This window comes from Alteriqipengyuania triglochinis (genome assembly GCF_054655655.1).
Map to the genome: position 1 here is coordinate 99,630 of NZ_BAAHNC010000002.1, position 19,472 is coordinate 119,101.

Below are 19,472 nucleotides of genomic sequence, written 5' to 3' on the forward strand. Positions count from 1 at the left end.
CCCCGGCGGTTTACGGCCGTGTCCAGATCTGGGTCTGGCAGAACGGACCGATGCAGCCCTTCACTTCGAGGGTGTTGGCGCTCTTGCGGCGGATCACCGAACGGTAGGTCTTGCCCGCCTTGGGATCGTAGATGTCACCGCGCCACAGATCCCCGTCTTCGCTGAGACCGGTCAGGATCGGCAGGCCCATGAGCTTGCGGCTGCGCTTGCTCTTGTCCGGGTTCTTGGTGTCGCGCTGATCGGCGCCCTGCGGCGGCGTCTTCAGGAACTTGGAGATTCTCCCGCACATCGAAGATCCGCAATCGCCGATGGTGACGATGGCGTTCTTTTCCTCGGTCACCCATCGTCCATCGATCGGATCGGCAGCGAAGGCGGGGGAGGCCAGCGCGGCCAAGGCGGCGGCACCGGCAAGCGAAGCGGAGAGGAGTTTTTTCATAGCGATCATACCTCTATCATGGCGCACCATTGCGCAAGCTGAACGGCTCAGGCCAGCCCCGCCCCATCCGGCCAGCCGGGCCCGGCGAAGGCGATCGCCTTGAAAAGGTCGCCCATTTGATCGGGGGAGACGAGCCGCGCGCGCGCCGCCGCGATCTCGTCCGCTCGCTCGGGCGCGGCCTGCGCCAGCGCTTGCGCGCGCATATCGATCCCGAGCGCGCCGAGCCACTGGCCCTGCGTCGCCCGGCCGAGCACGCGTGCGCCGCCCGCCTCCGCAACCTCGGCGAGCGCGGCGAAATCGACATGCGCGGTCAGGTCCGCCGTGCCCGGATCGGCCAGCGGATCGACCTTCTCGTGCCGGGCGATCGCCTGCAGTGTAGAGCCGGTGCGCGGCACGAGGTGGCCGTAGTCGATGGCGAGCGCGACCCCGCCCTGCCTCGCCAGCCGCTGCGCCATCTCCTGCATCACCGCGCTCGCCGCAGGACATGTCTCGATGATGGTGCCGGGCGCGGCATCGCCCAGTGCAGCGGGGACGGCGCTGTCCATCGGCTGGTCGCCCGCGACGAAAACGAAGGCCTCGTCCTCCCCCAGCCCGACCATCCGTTCGCGCCACCCCGCCTCCATGCGGACCAGCTGGCGCACCGGGAGCGCATCGAAGAACTCGTTGGCGACGATCAGCAACGGCCGGCCTTCGGGCAGGCTCGTCGCATCGTCGTGGAAGCTCGCGCCGAGTACAGCCTCACCCTGTAGGGCGCGCAGGGCGGGCGAACCCTCCACGAAATGGACCTGCGGGGTCAGGCCGAAGCGGGCCATGCTGCGCAGGGCGTCCTTCGCCAGCGTGCCCCGGCCCGGGCCCAGCTCGCAATAGACCGCATCGCCGGGCGATCCTGCGCGGGTCCAGATATCAGCGAGCCACAGGCCGACCAGCTCGCCGAACATCTGGCTGATCTCGGGTGCGGTGGTGAAGTCGCCCGCGCTGCCGAGGGGATCGCGCGCGGCATAGTAATGCGCGTTGCTCTCCCCCATGAAGCGCGCCACCGGCAAGGGGCCGTGGGTCGCGATCAGCCTCCGGAAGCGCGCTGCAAGGCTGGCAGGCTGGGTCGAGCCGCTCAGGATTCGCTCACCCGGCCGGGCGTGCGTACCGATGCCGAAGACCGCCCGGACAGCGCGTAGACCACCACCGCCAGGCCTACGAAAATCATCGGAATGGACAGCCACTGGCCCATCGAAAGGCCGGTCGACGCAGCAAATTCGGTCAGCTGCGCATCGGGCTGACGGAAGAATTCGTTGATGAAGCGCGCGGTCGCGATCCCGATGGTGAACACGCCGACGAGCACGCCCGGCTTCCACCGCGCCTTGGTCAGCCAGAACAGCGACAGCATGATGATCATCATCGCCAGCCCCTCCAGCCCCGCCTGATAGAGCTGCGAGGGGTGGCGCGCGATGCCCAGCGGGTCCGACGGGAAGACCATCGCCCATGGCACATCGGCCGGGCGGCCCCACAATTCGCCGTTCACGAAATTGGCGAGGCGGCCGAAGAACATGCCGAAGGGCACGTTGACCGAAATATAGTCCGCCACGCGCAGCCAGTTGAGGTTGCTGCGAAAGCTCACCCAGAGCAGCGCAAGCACCACGCCGATGACCCCGCCATGAAACGACATGCCGCCGTCCCACAGGCGAGGAAGGGCCCAGGGCATCCAGCCTTCGTGGCTGAAATCGACGAACAGATCGGGCTTGTAGAAAACCGCATAGCCCAGTCGGCCGCCCAGCAGCACGCCCAGTGTGCAATAGAACAGCAGGTCTTCGACATGCTGCTGGTTCATCGGCGCGCCGGGCGCCTTGATCATCCGCCGCAGGTGCAAATAGGCAAGGATGATCCCGAAGATATAGGCGAGCGAGTACCATCGCAGGGTGAAGAACCCCAGATCGATCCCGGGGGTCAGCCCGAGGTCCGACCAGTAGATCGGATCGCTTGCGGCTTGCGCGACTAGTGACAGCATTCCATCGACCCCTTAGAGATAACGCCTGAACGGCCCCGTCTTGCGTCAATGCGGCGTGCATTGGCACAGGCTGGGCGAGGACAAAAGGGACAATGCACGCGCAGCCACAGGGCATGCGCGGCATCACGAGAGAGGATACGCATGCCGACGCAGCTCGACGTTACTTTGGATACGATCATGGACCAGCTGGTCGCCCCGGGCGGTCCGGCCGAGACGGTGCCGTTCACGCGCAACGGCGTGACCATGCCGAGCTTCAAGAATGCACCGCCCAGCCTCGCGCACTATTTCGCGCATTATTGCGCCCAGCACAAAGACGTCGAATTCCTCGTCGATGACGGGTGTCGGCTGACCTTCGGCGAGGCCTATGATGCGGCGCGCCATGTCGCGGCAGGGCTCCTCTCGCAGCACGATCTGGTCAAGGGCGACCGGATCGGTATCGCCGCGCGCAACTCGGTCAGCTGGATCATCGCCTACATGGGCATCACCATGGCCGGCGGATGCGCCGCGCTGATCAACGGGTTCTCCAATGGCGAGGAAATGGCCGATGCCCTCCGCATGGTCGACTGCCGCATCGTGCTGGCGGATCGCAAGCGGGCCGCGCGGCTGGACGGCACCGATCACGGCGCGAAGCTGGTCCTCCTGAAGCACGATTGTGCACCGGCCGACGGCCTCGCCGAAGTGTGGGGCGATCCGGAAGCGACGCCGCTGCCCGAACTGGGCCCGGACGATTACGCGACGCTGCTCTATACCTCTGGTTCCACTGGACGTTCGAAGGGTGCCTATTCGGACCACCGTGCGGTGTTGAACGGCACGATGAGCTATGTCGTGCAGAGCCTGATGGCGCTCACCTACCTCTCCGGAAAGGGGGAGGCGTCGGCGCTGCAGCCGTGCGCGCTGGTCGCCGTACCGCTGTTCCATGTGACCGGCGAGATCCCGGTTTTCCTGCAAAGCTTCGCGCTGGGCCGCAAGCTCGTCCTGATGAAGAAGTGGGACGCGGGGGAGGCGCTGCGGTTGATCGATCGCGAGAAGGTGACCTATTTCACCGGCGTTCCGCTGATGAGCTACGAGATGGCGACCCATCCCGATCGCGAGAAATACGACACCTCCACCTGCACCTCCTTCGCCGCGGGCGGCGCACCTCGGCCGACCGACCACGTCACTGCGATCAAGGATGCATTCCCCGGCGGCTTCCCGCTGCTCGGCTATGGCCTGACCGAAACCAACGCGATCGGTTGCGGCAATTTCAACGAGAACTATCTTGCCAAACCGTCGAGCACGGGCAAGGCGAGCCGCCCGCTTGTCGACCTGGCGATCCTGGGCGAGACCGGCGAGCCTCTGGCGACCGGTGAAGTGGGTGAAATCGGCATCCGCACGGTGGCCAATATCCTCGGCTACTGGAACGACGCCGAATCCACCGAACAGGCCTTCACCGATGATCTCTATTTCCGCACCGGCGACCTCGGTCGGCTGGACGAGGATGGCTACCTGTTCATCGTCGACCGCAAGAAGGACATCATCATCCGCGGCGGCGAGAACATCGGCTGTCTCGAAGTCGAAGAGGCGATCTACGCGCATGACGACATCGCCGAATGCTCGGTCTTCGGCCTGCCCGACGATCGCTTCGGCGAGGTCGTCGGCGCGGTGTATCTGACGCGCGAGGGCGCGCAGCTGAGCGAGGAAGAACTCTCGGCGTTCCTCGAACAGAAGCTGCCACCCTTCAAGCGTCCCGCGCACATCTGGCGCGAGACATCCACCCTCCCGCGCCTCGGCACGCAGAAGATCGACCGCAAGGCCCTGCGCGAGCGCTATACAAAGGTCCACACCGCAGCTTGAGCGCACCGCCCCTCCAAGACCAACGCGCGATCATCGATCGGCGCAGGCTGGCCCAGCAGATCGGCGAGGCGGCGGGTGACGGCGCCGCCTCGCGCGATGCGGTGCTCGCACTGCTGCGCAAGGCGATGGAGGACGGCCGGGCAGAGCTTTCGCGTCGTCTGGCGGAACATCCTTCGGCGGGCCATGCGCAGACCGGCGGCCACAGCTTCCTGCTCGACCAGCTGATCCGCCTGATCCACGATTACGCAGCCGACCATCTTGCCCCGGTGCCCGATGGCGAGCGCGCGCGCGCGATCACGATGGTCGCGGCCGGCGGCTACGGGCGCGAGGAGATGGCGCCGCATTCCGATGTCGATATCGGCTTCATCGTCGAGCGCGCGGAGGATGAGCGGACCGTCGCGCTGGTCGAGGCGATCCTCTACCTGTTGTGGGACCTCGGCCTGACCGTCGGCCATTCGGTGCGCACGGTGGACGAGATCGTGCGGATGTCGAAGGCGGACGGCACGATCCTGACTTCGCTGCTCGAATGCCGGTACCTGTGGGGCGACGAGGCACTGTACGAGGAATCCAAGCGCCGCTTCTATGCCGATGTGGTCGACGGGACGGAGCGCCAGTTCGTCGCCGAAAAGCTGCGCGAGCGCGATGCCCGGCACAAGCGCATGGGCGATACGCGCTACGTGGTCGAACCCAATGTGAAAGAGGGCAAGGGCGGCCTGCGCGATCTCCAGGCGCTGTACTGGATCGGCAAGTATATCCACCGCGTGCGCAACGCCGCCGAGCTGGTCGATGCCGGCCTGTTCACCAAGGCCGAATATCGCAGCTTCCGCCGGGCCGAGGGCTTCCTCCTCGCGGTGCGCTGCCACCTGCACGAAATGACGGGCCGGGCGGAGGATCGGCTGACCTTCGATCTGCAGAAGGAAGTCGCCCGCCGGATGCATTTCGCCGACCGGCGCGGCAAGAGCGCGGTCGAACGCTTCATGCAGTACTACTTCCTGCAGGCGAAGCGCGTCGGCTCGCTGACCGGCGTGTTCCTCGGCCAGCTGGAAGAGCAGTTCGCGAAGAAGCGCGCCCGGCGCGGCCTGCTGGCGGGCTTCACTGCGCGCCCGCGCACGCTGCGCGGCTACACCGTCTTCGCGGGCAAGCTCGCCGCGCCATCGGACGACTGGTTCCGCAAGGATCCCGTGCGCCTGGTCGAGATCTTCCAGATCGCCGAGGTCGAGCAGCTCGAAATCGACCCGCGCACCATGCGCCAGGCCGATCGCGACAGCGGCCTGATCAACGACGAGGTGCGCGAAGATGCGCGCGCCAACGCGCTGTTCCTCGATCTGCTGGCCGGTCGCAACGACCCGGAAATGGTTCTGCGGTGGATGAACGAGGCGGGCGTGTTCGGCCGCTTCGTGCCGGATTTCGGCCGTGTGAACGCGCAGATGCAGTTCAACATGTATCACCACTACACGGTGGACGAGCACACCATCCGCGCCATCGGCTTCCTCAACATGATCGAAAAGGGCGAACTGGCGGAAGAGCATCCGCGCGCCACGCGCCAGTTCCCCAAGCTCAAGAGCCGCCGCGCGCTGTTCGTCGCGACCCTGCTCCACGATATCGCCAAGGGGCGCGGGGGCGACCATTCGGTGCTCGGCGCCGACGTGGCGGAGAAGCTGTGCCCACGCTTCGGCCTGAGCGAGGAGGAAACCTCGCTCGTCGCGTGGCTGGTTCGCCAGCACCTGCTGATGAGCCACACCGCCTTCAAGCGCGATCTGGCCGATCCCAAGACGGTCGAGGATTTCGTCGCCGAGGTGCAGACGCTCGACCGGCTGCGCCAGCTCGCGATCCTGACCTCGGTCGATATCCGCGCGGTCGGCCCCGGCACCTGGAACAGCTGGAAGGGCCAGCTGCTGGGCGAGCTGTACGATCTCAGCCACGAGCGGCTCCGGCTCGGCCATGTCACCAGCGGCCGCAAGGAGCGTGTGGCGGCGAAGAAGGCGCATGTGCGAGATGCGCTGGGCGACCGGGCCGCCCTGATGGACGAACTGGGCGAACTGTTCACCGCCCCCTACTGGATCGCGGAACCCGCCGACATCGCAGCCAAGAACCTGGTGCAATATTCGGTCTCGCGCGAGCTGGGCGAGGCGCTGTCGGTCCATTGCGAGGCGGACGAGGAGCGCGGCGCGACCCTCGTCACAGTAATCGCCGCCGACCATCCGGGCATCTTCATGCGGATCGCGGGCGCGATCCACCTCGTCGGCGGCAACATCATCGACGCGCGCATCCACACCACGCGGACCGGCTATGCGATCGACAATTTCCTCGTGCAGGACCCACTGGGCCGGCCGTTCGGGGAGGACAACCAGCTCAACCGGATCGAGACGAGCATCGCCGAAGCACTCGAAAGCGGCGCGCGGCTGGTGCCCAAGCTGGCGCAGCGCCCGCTGCCGCGCCGGGGCGCAGGCGCCTTCGACGTGCGGCCCTTCGTCTCGTTCGACAACGACGCCTCGCACCGCTTCACCGTGATCGAGGTCGCCGCGCGCGACCGCCCCGCCCTGCTCAACCGGCTGGCGCGCGCGTTGTTCGAACAGCACGCGATGATCCGCTCCGCCCACATCACGCACTACGGTGAACGCGCGGCGGACACGTTCTACGTGACCGACCTGACGGGCGAGAAAATCCTCGACGAGGCGCGTCTGGGCAATATCCGCACCGCGCTTGTCGAAGCGGCGAGCGACGAGATGCAGGCCGAGCTGGAGCCTGCCTGACACCCCGGGGCGACGCCCGGTTGCACGAAACGCAAGTTGACGAAGCACATGCAGCGCAGCGCGTCTGAAGAAGCGCGCGTGGCGGCGTGGCGGATCACGATGTGAAAGAGCGGGCCAGCGACGCTAGCACCGGCCGCGCGAGTAGGAAAACGCGCGGCGCACATCGTGCGGGCGCGTTCCGCGACCGGCGCAGGGATAAGCCACAGGGCCGACCCGGCCATGCCACCGGCTCTCCAACCCAAAGCTCAAAAAAGCGCGCCCTACCGGCCCGAAAGTCGGTCGGCAGCCTATAATTCGGGAGAATTACAGGAGCTTTCCGGATGGGTAGGTTGAAGATCGGTGGGCGGTTAAACGTCGTGAGCCTCGTGGCATTGGCGGGGCTGGCGCTTGTCCTCGTGCTGTCGTTGGTCCGCATCGATAGCGTGATGCGCAGCGATATTGCCGATCGCACGCAAAAGGTCGTGGAGATCGCGCACAGCACGGCGGCCCACTACCATGAGCTGGAACGCTCGGGCCAGATGACGCGCAAGGAAGCGCAGGCTGCAGCGCTGAACGCGATCAGGTCCATGCGCTACGGCGAAACCGAGTATTTCTGGGTCAACGACATGGCCCCGAACATGGTCATGCACCCGATCAAGCCCGAACTCGACGGCACCGATGTCAGTGGCAACGCGGACGCGGACGGCAAGTACATCTTCCGCGAGATGGTAAGCGTCGTGAAGGAAAACGGCAGCGGCTTCGTCGATTACAAATGGCCCAAGCCGGGCTTCGAAGAGGCGCAGCCGAAGATCTCCTTCGTCCAGGGCTTCGCACCCTGGGGCTGGGTGATAGGCTCCGGGGTCTATGTTGACGATATCCAGGCGGCGGTCACCAAGGTCGCGGTGGAAATCGGCACGCTCGCCCTCGTCATCGCGCTCCTGGTCGGCGGGTTCAACCTGTTCCTCAGCCGATCGATCACACGCCCGATCTCTGCGGTCACAACCCGGATGCGCGGACTTGCCGAAGGCGACACGAACACCTCCATTCCGGGTATCGATCGCGCAGACGAGGTCGGCGAAATGGCCCGCGGGCTCCGCGTGTTCCGCGATGCTGCCGTGGCCAAGAACGAAGCCGAAGCGGCGAAGGCCGAGGCTGACGCACAGCAGAAATTCGTCGTCGAGGAGCTGTCCCAGCGATTGTCCAAAGTCGCCGACGGAGATTTGACGACCCAGATCGACGTCGAATTCCCGTCTGCCTATGCGACGCTGAAGAACAACTTCAACCGGGCCATCGGCGAACTGCGCGAACTGATCGGGTCGTTCTCGGCCGCGACGCTCGCGATCCGTACCGGATCCAACGAGATCGCCCAGGCTTCCGAAGATCTTGCGCAGCGGACCGAAAGCAATGCGGCGAGCCTGGAAGAAACCTCCGCCGCAATCGCGCAGATGGAAACACGCCTTCGCACGACGGCAGAGGCGGCGAGCCGGACAGCCGAACAGACGGTCGAGGCAACGCAGCTCGTGAACGTTGGCCGGGCGACCGCCGAAAAGGCCGTCGGCGCCATGAACAGGGTTTCGGGCGGGGCCGAAGGCATCGACAGCGTGATCGAAGGGCTGGACAAGATCGCCTTCCAGACGCGCGTTCTCGCCATGAATGCCGCGGTCGAGGCGGGACGGGCCGGTGAAGCCGGCCGCGGCTTCGCCGTTGTCGCCGATCTGGTCTCCGCGCTCGCGATGCGCTCCGAAGAGGAGGCGAAGCGCGCCCGGGAGCAGTTGACGACGACCCAGGCCGACATCTCGACGGCGGTGGAAACCGTCCGCGGGGTCGATGAAGCGCTGGAGAACATCATCGGCAGCGTTCAGCAGGTCAACGAGCTCGTCGGGACGGTGGTGGAAGACAACCGCGCGCAATCGCTGACAATCGGCGAGATCACCACCGCAATGGGAAGCATGGACCAGTCGACCCAGCAGAACGCTGCGATGGTCGAGGAAACCTCTGCAGCTGCGCGAAATCTCGCGCTCGAAGTGGTCCATCTCAGCGAGGGCGCGGCACAGTTCAAGACGGATCATGGCTCCGCATCGGCGCCCGTATCCAGATCCGGCTCCCGCGGTGCAGCGACTTCGCAGCCTCCATCAATAGCGGCCTAGCCGCGCTTCGATCAGCCGGACACGCACGTCGGCTGGCCACTGCCCCAAGCCGGGATCGATATCCCGCAGGAGAAAACCCATGAAGACGATATCCAAGCGGCGGGTTGCGCTGCTGTGCGGCGTGGCCTCGCTGGGCACCTGCCTGACTGCCACGCCAGCGATGGCCCAGACCTCCGACGTCGAAGCCCTCGAGGCGCGGCTCAAGACCCTTGAAGCGGGAATGGCCGAACTGCGCGCGCAGCTCGCCGCTGCACGAAGCGCGAGCGAGGCGGATGGCGCCGCGTCCGACCCTGCGCACGCAGCGCCCGCGCAGCGGGCCGATCCGGCTGCCCCGCCCGCGAAGACTTCGGTGGAACTGTCCGGCTTCTTCAAGACGCACGTTTCGCTGAGCCGGCTGTCCGATGGTGCGCTGGCGAGCACCTCGGCCGGCAACGACTTCTACATTCCAGCCACGATCCCGGTTTCCGGCGGGGACGATAGCACCTCGTTCCGCGGCGATGCCAAACAGACCCGCATCGTCGTGAAGGCGAACACGCCTGTGGCCGGGCACCGGCTTGCCGGCCTGCTGGAAGTGGATTTCCAGTCCTCCCCCGGCGTCGGCACCCAGCGCCTTACGAATGCCTACAATCCGGCATTGCGCCGCGCATTCATCACCTTCGACAACCTGCTGATCGGGCAGGAATGGACGAACTTCCAGTATCTGCCGGCGCTGCCGGAAACGACGGACTATCTGGGGCCGAGCGAAGGCACGGTGTTCGCGAGGCAGGCGCAGGTGCGCTACACCGCGCCGCTGTCGCAGGCGCTGACGCTTTCGCTGGCACTTGAGAACCCTTCTGCCACCGTGGCCATCGCCGACTCGGCAGCCATCGTCGAGCACGACACCGACCGCATGCCCGATCTGACCGGACGGCTGAACTTCGCCCTGGGCGGTGCGGAATTCTCGCTCGCGGGTCTGGCCCGGGAGGTGAGCATCGAGGCAGGAAACGACACGCAAAGCGCGTTCGGATGGGGCGTATCGCTGGCCGGCAAGATCGCGCTCGATCAGGATCGTCGGCACGACCTGCGCTTCATGGTGACGCGCGGCGAGGGCATCGGCCGGTATGTCGGCCTCAACCTCTCGCCCGATGCGATCCTGCTGCCCGGCAGCACCGAGCTGGAAACCTTCCCGGTGACCGCAGGCTTTGCGGCGGTGAAGTTCGGCTGGACGGACCGCTTGCGCTCCACCCTGATGGCGAGCGCGCAGCGGATCGACTACCCCGATGGCCCGGTGTTTGCTGGCTTGAACGAGCAGGCATGGAGCGCCTCGGTGAACCTGTTCTATTCTCCGGTGAAGCAGTTCGACGTCGGCATCGAACTGCGGCACGGCGAGCGCGAGCTGGTCTCCGGCGAGCGGGGCCAGCTGGACCGGATAGAATTCGCAGCGAAGTACGGCTTCTAGGGCGACCGGACAGCGGATCGGAAGGGTTCGAAGCTCTTCCGATCCGCATCCTGCCGAACAAAAGACCGGTAGCGGGGTTGCGGAAAGACCGCCGGGTTCTTGCGGCGAGTTACCCCCGCGCGCCGAACAGGGCGGAGCCGACGCGGATGTGGGTCGCGCCCAGCATGATCGCCGTCTCGTAGTCTCCGCTCATCCCCATGCTCAGACCCCAAGCACCCGGCTCGGGTTCGTGCCGCCGTGCCAGTTCGCCGAGCAGTGCGAAGAACGGCGCGGGCTCCTTGTCGTGCGGCGGGATGCACATCAGGCCCAGCAGCGGGATATCCGCTTCGCGCGCCTGCGCGATCAGATCGGGCAGGTCGGCGATCGCGCAGCCGCCCTTCTGCTCTTCCTCGCCGACATCGACCTGGATGAAGCACGGCACGCGGCGGCCCAGCTTGCCGTATGCCTTGGCCAGCGCCTTGAGCAGGCTTGGCCGGTCGAGCGCGTGGATCACGTCGAACAGCGCGGCGGCATCCTCCGCCTTGTTCGACTGCAGTTGGCCGATCAGGTGCAGCTCGACGCCGTCGTAGCGCTCGCGCAGCGCGGGCCACTTGTCCTGCGCTTCCTGCACGCGGTTCTCGCCGAAAACGCGGTGCCCGGCGTCGAGCACGGGCTCGATCGTTTCGGGCGGGTGCGTCTTGCTGACCGCGATCAGAGTGACCTCTTCACGCTCGCGCCGAGCGATTTTGCAGGCGCGGGCGATCCGCTCTTCGACGTGTGTAAGGGCTGCTGCGCTATCCATCACGCGCCGCTATAGCGACTGGACGATGCCGATCCAGCCCCGACCCGAAGAACTGCCATGTCTCTGGCTGCTGTCCGATGCGCGCAATGATGCGGTGCTGGCGGACGCGCTCGGCTCGCTGCCCGACGGTTCGGGATTCGTCTTCCGCCACTATCATCTGGAACCGGCGGCACGCCGCAATCGGTGGGAAATGCTGCGCAGCATCTGCCGCAGCAAAACGCATCTCATGGTCCTCTCGGGCGATGCCGCTACGGGCCGCGAATGGCACGCAGATGGCATTTACGGCCCTCCCGGCAAGCTCGGCCAGCGGCACGGCCTGCTGCGGTTCGCCACGGCACACGATGCGCGCGAGGTCGACCTCGCCAATCGCAGCGGGGCCGATGCGCTGTTCCTCTCCCCGGCCTTCCCGACCCGCTCGCACCCCGGTGGCCGCGCGCTGGGGGCGGAGCGCTTCCATGAGCTAGCGGCGCGCTGCACCATTCCGGTCATCGCGCTGGGCGGGATGACAGCGCAAGGCGCCCGCGAACTCGGCGTGACGCGCTGGGCGGCGATCGACGGATTGTCCTAGATTCCCGCCCTACGCGGACGTCGTCCGGCCCCAAATCCCTTGACGGGGGACTCCCCGAGGATTCATGATGCGTTCCGACCCCCTATAGCGAAGGCCCCCGGAAGGCATATCATGGCAAGCAAGGCAGTCGTCACGACCGAGACGCTCGACTGGCGCGAGGCGCTGCGCGCGTCGGTCAAGCGTGCCGTGCAGATGACCGGGGCGCTGGTCCTGTTCGCGGTGATGCTGTTCCTCACGCTCGCCCTGATCAGCTATACCCAGACCGACCCCAGCCCCTCGACCGCCGCCTCGCCGGACGGGCCGATCGGCAACTGGATGGGCAGCGCGGGCGCATGGGCGTCGGAGCGCGCGCTATTCCTGTTCGGCTGGGTCAGCGCGCTGGTGCTTCCCATGCTCTATATCGGGGCCCGCAGCCTGTGGCGCGCTGCGAACGAGGAGGATCGCGAGCCCGCGCACACACGCTGGTGGCGCCCGGCAGGGCTGCTGCTGCTCGCCATGGCGATGCTGGCCACGGTGGCGGCGCTCTCGCTCGCCGACACGGCGCTCGCCCTGCCCGCAGGCGCCGGCGGACTGGTCGGCCTGCTCGGCGCGACCGCGACCGAGGCGATCGCCGCGAAGCTCTTCGGCGGCGCGGCAGGGTGGCTGATCCTTGCCGTGGCGCTCGGCATGCTTACCGGTGGCGCATTCCTGGTCGCGCGCGTCTTCGCGTTCGACTGGCGCGGGCTGCTGACCCTGCCCAGCATGCCCCGCGGTCTGGTGCGCGAACGGGCCGAGCCCGCGCTCGCCAAGCCCAAGGTCCGCAAGGCGAAACGCGCGGAACCCGCCACGCTCGAGGTTCCGGACGAGCCTGCGCCCGACGCCGCACCCCCGCGCCGCGCGCCCAGGATCGTCGATCCCAAGACCGCGGCGCGCAAGGCCGACGCCCAGGGCATCACGCGCCAGAAGGACATGTTCGCCGATTTCGAGCTCCCGGGGCTCGATCTGCTGTCCGACCGGGGCGAGGCGAATGTCGTCCCGCTCGACCGGCAGGCGCTGGAACGCAATGCGCGGCTGCTCGAATCGGTGCTCGACGATTTCAACGTGAAGGGCGAAGTTACCGCCGTGCGCACCGGCCCGGTGGTGACGATGTACGAGCTGGAGCCCGCCCCCGGCACCAAGGCCGCGCGCGTCATCGGCCTGTCCGAAGACATCGCCCGCAACATGAGCGCGGTCTCCGCGCGCGTGAGCACGGTGCCCGGCAAAACGGTGATGGGCATCGAACTGCCCAATGCCGAACGCCAGATGGTCGGCTTCAAGGAACTCGCCGCGTGTTCCGACTTCGTCGATGCGCCGGGCGACCTGCCGATCATCCTGGGCAAGGATATCGCGGGCGAACCGATCATCGCGGACCTTGCCGCCATGCCCCACCTGCTGGTCGCCGGGACCACGGGTTCGGGTAAGTCGGTCGGCCTCAACACCATCCTGCTCTCGCTGCTCTACCGCTTTACGCCCGCCGAATGCCGCCTGATCCTGGTCGATCCCAAGGTCCTGGAGCTCAAGAGCTACGAGGATATTCCCCACCTCCTCTCCCCCGTCGTGACCGAGCCGGAAAAGACCATCCGCGCGCTCAAGTGGACGATCGAGGAGATGGAGAAGCGCTATCGCAAGATGAGCGAGGTCGGCGCGCGCAACATTGCCGGGTTCAACGACCGCGTGCGGGCCGCCAAGGCCAAGGGCGAGCCGCTCGGCCGCCGGGTGCAGACCGGCTACGATCCCGAAACGGGCGAGGAGATCGTCGAGGAGAAGGAGCTCGACTACGAAGAGCTGCCGCTGATCGTGGTGATCGTGGACGAGCTGGCCGACCTCATGGCGGTGGTGGGCAAGGATATCGAGATCCTGATCCGCCGCCTGACGCAGAAATCGCGCGCGGCGGGCATCCACCTTATCATGGCCACCCAGCGCCCCTCGGTCGACGTCATCACCGGCGTCATCAAGGCCAACCTGCCCACCCGGATCAGCTTCAAGGTGACCAGCCGGATCGACAGCCGCACCATCCTTGGCGAACAGGGCGCGGAGCAGCTGCTGGGCAAGGGCGACATGCTGTTCAAGCCCAATATCGGCAACCTCGCGCGCGTCCACGGCCCCTTCGTGAGCGACGAAGAGGTCGAGGCCGTGGCCGAGCACTGGCGCAAGCAGGGCGCGCCTGCCTATGTCGACGCGGTCACCGAAGAGCCCGAAATGGGCGGCGGCTTCGCCTTCGAGGACGAATTCACCGCGAGCGACAATCCGGACGAGCGCAAGTACCGCCAGGCCTGCCAGGTCGTGTTCGAGAACCAGAAGGCGAGCGGCAGCTGGCTCCAGCGCCAGATGGGCGTGGGCTACAACACCGCCGCCAAGTGGATCGAGCGGATGGAGAGCGAAGGCCTCGTCGGCCCCGCCAACCACGTGGGCCGCCGCGACGTGTACCGCGACAAGGACGGCAACCCGCTGTAGCGGGTGCGCGCACTCGGTAGGTCCAGGCTGGAACAAAGCGGCTGTCGGCCGGATGCACGCGCGCGAGGACGGGAAGATGCGCAAAACCGAAGACCGGTGATCGCGCGCCGGTTGCCCTGCGATACAGGGTTGGCTGCTTGCCACTGGCAGGCCTACAGCATCTCGCCATGAGCCTGACTGTCTTTCTTGCCGTCGTCCTCGCCGCCGCGCTGCATGCAGGCTGGAACGCAATGGTGAAAGGCGGGAGCGACAAATATCTCGGCACCGCATGCGTCGTCATCGGGCAGGCCGTGTTCGCGATACCCACGCTTGCCCTGGTGCCGGCCCCGGCCCCTTCCAGCTACGCGCTGATTCTTGCCGGGATCGGCCTGCACCTGGGCTATCAATTCTTCCTCATGGCATCCTACCGCGCAGGCGACCTGACGCAGGTCTACCCCCTTGCCCGCGGGAGCGCGCCGCTGATCGTCGGGATCGTCTCGGTGGTATTCCTGGGGGCGACCCTGCTGCCCGTGGAGCTGGCCGCCGTCGCGATCATCGGGCTTGGCATCATGTCGATCGCGCTGGTCGGCCGGCACGACAAGCTGCACAACCGCAAGGCGGCGGCGCTCGCGCTGGTCACTGGGTGTTTCATCGCCTCCTATTCGCTGGTCGACGGGCTCGGCGCGCGCGAGGCGGGCACGGCGCTTGGCTATTACGGGTGGCTGACGATGGGCAATGCGCTCGCCTTTTGCGCCATCACCGCCGTCGCGCGCCCGTCCGTGCTGAAACGCGTGCCGACCGAAGGGCTGCGGCTCGCCATCTTCGGCGGGGGCGCGTCCTATGCGGCCTATGCGCTGGTCATCTGGTCGTTCACGCAGGCACCGATCGCGCTGGTAACGGCGCTTCGCGAAACCTCGATCGTGTTCGCGCTGCTGATCGGGGTGCTCGTGTTGAAAGAGAAGCTCAGCCTGGCGAAGGTGGTGTCCACCATGATCGTGCTGACGGGTGTTCTCATGACCCGGCTGGGCCGCACCAACTGAGGCGATCCGGCGCACACCAAAAAGCCGCCGCGCTCCGGTGGGAGCGGGCGGCCTTTCGCTAGCCTGATAAGGCCTTGCGCCTTACTCGGCGTCTTCGCCTTCGGCCGTGTCACCTTCGCCACCGGCGGCCTCGGCACGCTCGGCCTCGAGGTCGGAGTCGCTTTCCAGCTCGGCGGCGGTCAGCGCGGGATGCTGGCTGATCCGCTGGGTCATCGTTTCCATCGTGCTGGGCGGCAGCGCGACGAGGCCGATCTTGGCCAGCGGACCGCCCTTGTCCCACATCGCCATCCACTGGTCGAGATAGGCCTGCAGGCCCGGGATCGCCTGGAGGTGCGCCTGCTTCACGTAGATGTAGAGCGGACGCGCGCCGGGATACTTGAAGCTCGCGATATTGTCGTAGCTCGGCTCGACGCCGTTCATCGGCAGGCCCTGCACGCGGCCCTCGTTTTCCTCGAGATAGGAATAGCCGAAGATGCCGACCGCGTTCTTGTTGCCCTGGATCTTCTGGACGATCAGGTTGTCCTGCTCGCCCTGGTCGACATACTTGCCGTCCGAACGCACTTCGGTGCAGGTCCGGTCGAACGCGTCTGCGTCGCTTTCCTTGAGCGCTTCCATCGCCGGGTCGGTTTCGCACCCGGCCATCAGCACCAGTTCCTTCAGCGCGTCGCGCGTGCCGCTGGTCGACGGCGGGCCGTAGACGAGGATCGGCGTGTCGGGCAGCGACGGGTCGACATCGGCCCAGGTCTCGTTGGTCTGCTCTTCGCCATAGGGGTTCGCGGCGAGCGCCTTGTAAACGATCTCCGGCGTCAGGCTCATCATGATGCCGCCGGTGGTGCTGGCAAAGGCGATCCCGTCGAGGCCGACCTGGATCTCCGTAATGTCGGTCACGCCGTTCGAACGGCAGGTTTCGAACTCGCTCACCTTCATCCGGCGCGATGCGTTGACCATGTCGGGCGTGTCCGCGCCGACACCCTTGCAGAACAGCGCGATGCCGCCGCCCGAACCGGTCGATTCGATCAGCGGGGACCGCATGTCCGGATTCGAGCGGGCGAAGCTTTCCGCCACCAGCTTGGCGAAGGGATAGACGGTCGACGAACCGACCGCGCGGATCGAATCGCGCGAGCCTCCGCCACTGCTACATCCGGTGAGCATGAGACCGGCGGCTGCCGCCACGGCCAGCACGTGCGTGAATTTCATGTGATGCGTCTCCTGATACGCAGGGAATTGTCCGTTCGAGCGCGCATAACCACGAACGTGTGACAGCCATATGACGATGCCTCGCCCCTACGGCACTGCCGCGCCGGCCTTGCCGTCGCGACGCGTCCGACCTAACGGGCAGGGCATCACTGAAGAAGGCTTGTCGAAACCTATGCGCATTGGTTGCCCCAAGGAAATCAAGAACCACGAATACCGGGTCGGCCTGACGCCCGAGAGCGCGGGCGAGCTTGCCCGCCACGGCCACGAGGTGTGGATTGAAAGCGGCGCGGGCCTCGGCATCGATGCGACCGACGCCGAATACGAAGCCGCCGGTGCGCGGATCGTCGACGGGCCGGACCCGATCTTCGCCGAGTGCGAAATGGTTGTGAAGGTGAAGGAACCGCAGGCGGGCGAGCGCAAGAAGCTGCGCGAGGGCCAGATCCTCTACACCTACCTGCACCTCGCGCCCGACCGCGAACAGACGGTCGACCTGGTCAACGCGGGCGTCACCGCGATCGCGTATGAAACCGTGACCGGGCCCCACGGCTCGCTCCCGCTCCTGAAGCCGATGAGCCAGGTGGCCGGGCGCATGAGCGTGCAGGCCGGCGCCACCGCGCTCGAAAAGGCGCACGGCGGCCGCGGCGTGCTGCTGGGCGGCGTGCCGGGTGTGATGCCGGGCAAGGTCGTCGTGATCGGCGGCGGAGTGGTCGGCTTCAACGCGGCGCAGATGGCGGCGGGCGTGGGCGCGGACGTGACCATCCTCGACCGCGATCCCGAAGTCCTCGAACGCGTGGGCACGCATTTCGAGACGCGCGCCAAGACGCGCTTCTCCAACGCGGCCAACCTGCATGATGCGGTGTGCCAGGCGGACCTCGTGATCGGCGCGGTGCTGATTCCCGGCGCGGCGGCCCCCAAGCTGGTCACGCGCGACATGCTGGGGGACATGCAGAAGGGCGCCGTGCTGGTCGACGTCGCGATCGACCAGGGCGGCTGCTTCGAGACGAGCAAGGCGACCACGCACGACGATCCGACCTATGTGGTCGACGGCATCGTCCACTACTGCGTCGCCAACATGCCGGGCGCGGTTGCGCGGACCAGCACCTATGCGCTCAACAACGTCACCCTGCCCCACGCGCTGCAGATCGCGGACAAGGGCTGGAAGGCCGCGATGCGCACCAACCCGCACCTCGCCGAAGGATTGAACGTGTGGGACGGCAAGGTGACCTACAAGGCGGTCGCCGAAGACCTGGGATACGAGTATGTTCCGGTGGAGAAGGCACTCGCCTGACACCGCGATGACCTGACGGGGAGAGAGATCATGGGCACCCAGCAACCGACCGATTCGGGCTTCGGCCGGACGAGCGAACCGCAGGAGGTGCTGAGCGGGATCGATCTCTCCGGCAAGGTGGCGATCGTCACCGGCGGCTATTCGGGCATCGGGGTCGAAACCGTGCGCGGCCTCGCCGGAGCGGGCGCAAAGGTGATCGTGCCCACGCGCAATCATGCCAAGGCGGTGGGCAACCTCGCAGATGTACACGGCGACGTCGCGATCATGGAGATGGACCTCGCCGACCTCGCCTCGGTCCGCAAGTTTGCTGCGGACTTTGCTGCGCAGCATGATCGGCTGGACCTGCTGGTCAACAATGCCGGGATCATGGCCTGCCCGCTGACCCGTGTCGGCCCCGGATGGGAACAGCAGTTCGGCGTCAACCACCTCGGCCATTTCGCGCTCGCGCAGGCGCTGATGCCGCTGCTGGTCAAGACCGCTGCGCTTCCCGGCAGCGACGTGCGCGTGGTTGCGCTGTCCTCCACCGGGCACAAGCTGAGCGATATCCGCTGGGACGATCCGCACTGGAACGAGGGCGAATACGACAAGTGGCAGGCCTACGGCCAGGCGAAGACCGCCAATGCGCTGTTCGCCGTGGGCATGAACGCGCGGCTGGCGCCGCACGGCGGACGCGCCTTCGCAGTCCACCCCGGCGGCATCATGACCCCGCTGCAACGCCACCTCGATAAAGAGGAGATGGTCGCGATGGGCTGGATGAACGAGGATGGCGAGCCGTCCGAACGCGCGGCCAAGATGTTCAAGACGCCCACCCAGGGCGCCTCGACCACGCTATGGGCCGCGACCTCTCCGGCGCTTCGGACACGCGGCGGCGAATATTGCGAGGATTGCGACATCGCCGCGCTGGCCGACGCGGACGAGCCCAGCCGGTTTGACAAGGTCGAGCCCTACGCGGTGGACGAGGCCAGCGCGCAGCGCCTGTGGGCGATGAGCGAGGAGATGGTCGCGGGAGTGTGAGGGCTATGCGCCGACTTTTAATTTACCAAAAGCACCAGCGCCGGTGGATGGCGCAGGCCCGGATACTAATCGCTGCGTCAATCATCTGCCCCGCAACCCTCTTGGCCGGCTGCTCTGATCCGGAGGATCGTTTTATCGAGATACAATTGCGTGTGAATGGGTGCTACTCTGCACCCGGCTTTCCAATAGTGCAAATTAACGACCGAGCAATCGCCGTGGATAAGGAAGTTGTAAGCACAGACTTCGAATACAGCGACTTCGGGAGAAAAGCCGATACTTTGATTTCGATCAATCCTCGCGTATATTTAACGCAAAACCAAGACGGTCGGTGGCGTTATGAGACAATCCCCTACTTCGAAAGTATTTCAGAGAGGCAAGGTCGCAATTATTCGGCACAATGGGCCGTTATTCCCGAGGGCGAAGAGGGCCGAAGCCTAGTCCTAATTTCTCTCGGGCCGTCGGTTCCAAAGCTAAGACGGGTCGATTGCAAACAGGACACGCAATGAGCCTCCGGCGATTGTGCGAATCGCTCATGAATGCCCACATCC

At 66.3% G+C, this 19,472-nt stretch carries 14 protein-coding genes; 9 read left to right on the top strand and 5 right to left on the bottom strand.

Features of this window, described 5'->3' with window-relative positions:
- Window positions 1-10: 10 nt before the first annotated feature.
- The 3 genes from ACYQ0L_RS06225 to lgt all read right to left on the bottom strand — a co-directional run bounded on the left by ACYQ0L_RS06225 (window position 11) and on the right by lgt (window position 2,435).
- Window positions 11-436, bottom strand: a complete 426-nt coding sequence (locus tag ACYQ0L_RS06225) for a DUF2147 domain-containing protein (RefSeq protein WP_459788171.1) — start codon at window positions 434-436, stop codon at window positions 11-13.
- 47 nt (window positions 437-483) lie between these two features.
- The gene (locus ACYQ0L_RS06230; protein WP_459788172.1) at window positions 484-1,461 is read right to left on the bottom strand and encodes a class I SAM-dependent methyltransferase; all 978 of its coding nucleotides are present in this window, start codon (window positions 1,459-1,461) and stop codon (window positions 484-486) included.
- Window positions 1,462-1,544: 83 nt separating this feature from the next.
- Entirely contained in the window at window positions 1,545-2,435 is an 891-nt protein-coding gene (gene lgt, locus ACYQ0L_RS06235) for a prolipoprotein diacylglyceryl transferase (protein WP_459788173.1), read from the bottom strand.
- A gap of 141 nt (window positions 2,436-2,576) precedes the next feature.
- Between lgt and ACYQ0L_RS06240 the strand changes: the two genes are divergently transcribed.
- The 4 genes from ACYQ0L_RS06240 (at window position 2,577) to ACYQ0L_RS06255 (ending at window position 10,585) form a co-directional block, all read left to right on the top strand.
- Window positions 2,577-4,268 carry a class I adenylate-forming enzyme family protein gene (locus tag ACYQ0L_RS06240; protein WP_459788174.1) on the top strand — a complete coding sequence of 564 codons (1,692 nt, stop codon included), beginning with the start codon at window positions 2,577-2,579 and terminating at the stop codon, window positions 4,266-4,268.
- Window positions 4,265-7,021 (top strand): [protein-PII] uridylyltransferase, encoded by a 2,757-nt coding sequence (locus ACYQ0L_RS06245; protein WP_459788175.1) that lies wholly within the window; start codon window positions 4,265-4,267, stop codon window positions 7,019-7,021. The genes ACYQ0L_RS06240 and ACYQ0L_RS06245 overlap by 4 nt, the downstream gene beginning before the upstream one ends.
- 320 nt (window positions 7,022-7,341) lie before the next feature.
- Window positions 7,342-9,147, top strand: coding sequence for a methyl-accepting chemotaxis protein (locus ACYQ0L_RS06250; RefSeq protein WP_459788176.1), 1,806 nt, complete (start codon window positions 7,342-7,344; stop codon window positions 9,145-9,147).
- A 79-nt stretch (window positions 9,148-9,226) separates the two neighbouring features.
- Window positions 9,227-10,585: a DcaP family trimeric outer membrane transporter gene (locus tag ACYQ0L_RS06255; protein ID WP_459788177.1), complete on the top strand. Its 1,359-nt coding sequence runs from the start codon at window positions 9,227-9,229 to the stop codon at window positions 10,583-10,585.
- Between the two features lie 109 nt (window positions 10,586-10,694).
- On the opposite strand, the gene ACYQ0L_RS06260 is transcribed toward ACYQ0L_RS06255, so the two are convergent.
- Window positions 10,695-11,366 carry a YggS family pyridoxal phosphate-dependent enzyme gene (locus ACYQ0L_RS06260; RefSeq protein ID WP_459788178.1) on the bottom strand — a complete coding sequence of 224 codons (672 nt, stop codon included), beginning with the start codon at window positions 11,364-11,366 and terminating at the stop codon, window positions 10,695-10,697.
- Between the two features lie 25 nt (window positions 11,367-11,391).
- Here ACYQ0L_RS06260 and ACYQ0L_RS06265 point away from each other — a divergent pair, with 25 nt between their 5' ends.
- The 3 genes from ACYQ0L_RS06265 (at window position 11,392) to ACYQ0L_RS06275 (ending at window position 15,425) form a co-directional block, all read left to right on the top strand.
- A complete protein-coding gene (locus ACYQ0L_RS06265; RefSeq protein ID WP_459788179.1) occupies window positions 11,392-11,934 on the top strand; it encodes a thiamine phosphate synthase in 543 nt (180 codons plus the stop codon).
- Window positions 11,935-12,045: 111 nt separating this feature from the next.
- Window positions 12,046-14,406, top strand: coding sequence for an FtsK/SpoIIIE family DNA translocase (locus tag ACYQ0L_RS06270; protein WP_459788180.1), 2,361 nt, complete (start codon window positions 12,046-12,048; stop codon window positions 14,404-14,406).
- A 167-nt stretch (window positions 14,407-14,573) separates the two neighbouring features.
- On the top strand, window positions 14,574-15,425 hold the full coding sequence (locus tag ACYQ0L_RS06275; protein ID WP_459788181.1) for an EamA family transporter: 852 nt from the start codon (window positions 14,574-14,576) through the stop codon (window positions 15,423-15,425).
- 81 nt (window positions 15,426-15,506) lie between these two features.
- Here ACYQ0L_RS06275 and ACYQ0L_RS06280 read toward each other — a convergent pair whose 3' ends face one another.
- Entirely contained in the window at window positions 15,507-16,622 is a 1,116-nt protein-coding gene (locus tag ACYQ0L_RS06280; protein ID WP_459788182.1) for a substrate-binding domain-containing protein, read from the bottom strand.
- Window positions 16,623-16,794: 172 nt separating this feature from the next.
- Between ACYQ0L_RS06280 and ald the strand changes: the two genes are divergently transcribed.
- The gene (gene ald / locus ACYQ0L_RS06285; protein ID WP_459788183.1) at window positions 16,795-17,910 is read left to right on the top strand and encodes an alanine dehydrogenase; all 1,116 of its coding nucleotides are present in this window, start codon (window positions 16,795-16,797) and stop codon (window positions 17,908-17,910) included.
- A 30-nt stretch (window positions 17,911-17,940) separates the two neighbouring features.
- Window positions 17,941-18,924, top strand: a complete 984-nt coding sequence (locus ACYQ0L_RS06290) for an oxidoreductase (protein WP_459788184.1) — start codon at window positions 17,941-17,943, stop codon at window positions 18,922-18,924.
- Window positions 18,925-19,472: the final 548 nt, after the last annotated feature.

What these genes read in the sequence shown, in the direction of transcription:
- ACYQ0L_RS06225 (WP_459788171.1), bottom strand. Translation starts at nt 436, where the DNA reads ATGAAAAAACTCCTCTCCGCTTCGCTTGCCGGTGCCGCCGCCTTGGCC.
- ACYQ0L_RS06280 (WP_459788182.1), bottom strand. Translation starts at nt 16,622, where the DNA reads ATGAAATTCACGCACGTGCTGGCCGTGGCGGCAGCCGCCGGTCTCATG.
- ACYQ0L_RS06275 (WP_459788181.1), top strand. Translation starts at nt 14,574, where the DNA reads ATGAGCCTGACTGTCTTTCTTGCCGTCGTCCTCGCCGCCGCGCTGCAT.
- ACYQ0L_RS06255 (WP_459788177.1), top strand. Translation starts at nt 9,227, where the DNA reads ATGAAGACGATATCCAAGCGGCGGGTTGCGCTGCTGTGCGGCGTGGCC.
- ACYQ0L_RS06265 (WP_459788179.1), top strand. Translation starts at nt 11,392, where the DNA reads ATGCCGATCCAGCCCCGACCCGAAGAACTGCCATGTCTCTGGCTGCTG.
- ald (WP_459788183.1), top strand. Translation starts at nt 16,795, where the DNA reads ATGCGCATTGGTTGCCCCAAGGAAATCAAGAACCACGAATACCGGGTC.
- ACYQ0L_RS06230 (WP_459788172.1), bottom strand. Translation starts at nt 1,461, where the DNA reads ATGGGGGAGAGCAACGCGCATTACTATGCCGCGCGCGATCCCCTCGGC.
- lgt (WP_459788173.1), bottom strand. Translation starts at nt 2,435, where the DNA reads ATGCTGTCACTAGTCGCGCAAGCCGCAAGCGATCCGATCTACTGGTCG.
- ACYQ0L_RS06290 (WP_459788184.1), top strand. Translation starts at nt 17,941, where the DNA reads ATGGGCACCCAGCAACCGACCGATTCGGGCTTCGGCCGGACGAGCGAA.
- ACYQ0L_RS06250 (WP_459788176.1), top strand. Translation starts at nt 7,342, where the DNA reads ATGGGTAGGTTGAAGATCGGTGGGCGGTTAAACGTCGTGAGCCTCGTG.
- ACYQ0L_RS06260 (WP_459788178.1), bottom strand. Translation starts at nt 11,366, where the DNA reads ATGGATAGCGCAGCAGCCCTTACACACGTCGAAGAGCGGATCGCCCGC.
- ACYQ0L_RS06240 (WP_459788174.1), top strand. Translation starts at nt 2,577, where the DNA reads ATGCCGACGCAGCTCGACGTTACTTTGGATACGATCATGGACCAGCTG.
- ACYQ0L_RS06270 (WP_459788180.1), top strand. Translation starts at nt 12,046, where the DNA reads ATGGCAAGCAAGGCAGTCGTCACGACCGAGACGCTCGACTGGCGCGAG.